General features: G+C 39.5%; 1 pseudogene. It reads left to right on the forward strand.

What is annotated here, in order from left to right:
• Positions 1–2,135 precede the first annotated feature (2,135 nt).
• A pseudogene (locus tag F6K49_RS40310) lies at positions 2,136–2,654 on the forward strand (DUF6444 domain-containing protein); the annotation flags it as partial.

Below are 2,654 nucleotides of genomic sequence, written 5' to 3' on the forward strand. Positions count from 1 at the left end.
CATAAGTATGATCAAGGCTATCTAGCATTTATCAAATAGATGATATACACATTTTTTAGATTTAAATTAATAGAAAAAAAAAAGGAATTAGTGGGATTTTTTTTTTACAACCATAAAAATTGGTTAATTTTAGGTTAAGCCCTAATTATAAACTACACCTTCACAACTCTAAATCCGGATTTTTTGACAAGTTAACAGCTACTGAATTTAGAAAGACCTACCACTAGTTTGTGAATTACTCTCAACTTAAAAAAGCATAAAATTATTTCCAGACAAATTTTCCAGACAACACTTAACAATAGCGAAACAACCGGACATGATCTAATATCATGTCCGCTTAATTACTTACCAACCCAAATAGTCCCTGAATTTTTGGTAATGGGTAATAGGGAATTGGTAATTGTCAACTACTTTGTCTTGATGCAGTCGCTCATGGGGGAAACCCCCGCGTGAAGGCGCTGCCTCCCCAAGACCGCGCTGCATCGCTTTAGCAATTAAGCACTCGGAGATAATTTTTTTTAATTGTGTTAAGAAACTTAACGCTGCTCAAACCCTGTATTGATGCATCACTTTCTGTTCCCTGTTCCCTTGTCCGAAGTTCCCTGGTGTTAACAGTCAACTTTAATGGTTTCAGACTACTTACCAATTACCCGGGAAGGGATCTGATAATTAGTAAACGGAATAAAATATAAGTTATTAATATTTTGGACTTTAATAGTCTTGGTAAAAAAACGCAGCACGATATTGATGGGAAGCATCATTCCAATCAAGATGATATTGGTAACTAGTAGATAGGGATTGTTTGGTATCCCACATTCCGCACTTGAAAGTGTAGTTTGGAAGCTACTGCATCCTGCTACGGGAACACAAACAACGAGAACAGCTTAAGTGAGAACACCTTCAGTATTTCTCATCAACAATATCGCCAGCATCCCCAGAGTATAGATACTAAAATCTAAATACTACACCAAATATTACAAACTGACGTGGGGACTATCGCCTCACAGTCTATCCCTCTGAATCTGATTCCTGACTCCCAGAGCCACTGCATCTAGACCGTGATACACCCATGATTTTGCACCCAAAACCTATATTTGCAAATGTGACCTCGGAATGTCAATAAAAAGCTGTAGCCAATGTCCAGAGTATTTGGCTACATCGTGGCACCTATCTGCTGGGCATTTAGCCCACTAATCTACCGCTTTATTGAGACTATTATCAATTAACCCGAAATTTTACGGCAAAATTTGCCCAAAAATTATTTCAAGAATATTATTATACTAAATTTATCTATATTGTCAAGTGTTCAATGTAACTAATTGACGATCCGGCCACCTAAATATCCATTCTGTGCCATACTGGAATAAAGCTAAGTAGTCGGACAAAAGTAAATTTAACTGTTGAAATAGGGAGCAGGGAGCAGGGAGCATAGGGACTTTTGGCAACTTTACAAAAGTTAATAAAGTAAGGTTTATTTTTTTCCAGCTACTAACCTGATCAGATCAGGTTAGTGAGCCCTAAAAGCCTGTGTGACACTTAACTATAGAATTTCCATTTGAGTTGTAAACCTAATTGCTTAGGGAAAGCCAAGAGGCAATACTCAAGAAGCAAGAGCTAATAAAGTATATAAAGATTTTTGGTAATCGAAAAAATTTTAATACTTGTTTACAATTCATTGGGACATTCTATAGCAGTTATCAATTGGGTGAGGTACTTTCGTCCTGGGTTTTAGGGAGTAGGGACTAGGAATCCCCGCGCGCAAGAGGGTAAGAAAATTGAATCTACCTTATCGGTATGATCAACACTCTATATTCCTTATAGAACCCATTTGAGATCTCAGAGCTGATTTGTAAACTCGCACTCAACCTTGTAGGATAAAGTTTGCTTCAAAAAAGTACATTTGAAGTAACTGCTCACCGCAAGTGAGCAATTCTATTGAGAAAAAGACAATCCCCTAGTGGATAGCTGCTCCTTTGGTACACAGTGTGTCAGTTCCAGCAAGATTCCACAACCCGAATTGGAAGGCTCGGATCAACAACATACACTCGCGAGATTGAGAATTGGGCGGTGGCCAATGGCTGGCTTGAGTGCGAGGAATGGGCGTTTTGTCTTTTGAATGATGTATATTAAAAGCTATGACTATGACTTACGCACTGACCGGCAACTCCCTAATGGCCATAGCCCTTGAGCAGATGGCAAATACAGTGCTGCGAATTTATGAATGGCTAATCGAGCAAGAGCAACAACTGGTCAAAAAGCAAAGTCTGATTGAGGCGCAACAACGCCAAATCTCCGCACAGCAACAGGAGATTGAACAACTAAAAGATTCTCTTGAGAAGCTCAAAAACCGTGACTCTCAAAACAGTTCCGTTCCTCCTTCATCGGATCAACTGAAAAAGCCCAGCGACAAAAAGAAACGGAGAAAAGGAAAAAAACGTGGTCCATAGTACAATCATCCCGGGAAAACCCGCAATGGATTTGGTACTCCCGATCGAGTAATCACTTTGGAGCTGGAAAACTGTCTGGTCTGTGGAAGTTCTTTAGAGTCACTCAAAGGAGCAAAGCGAGAAAGTCCAGCAGGTAGCTGAAGTCGTTGAGCAACCAGTAGAAATCAGAGAATATCGCCGCCCCTTGTATAAATGCCCAAATTGTAG

This window comes from Moorena sp. SIO3I6 (assembly GCF_010672095.1).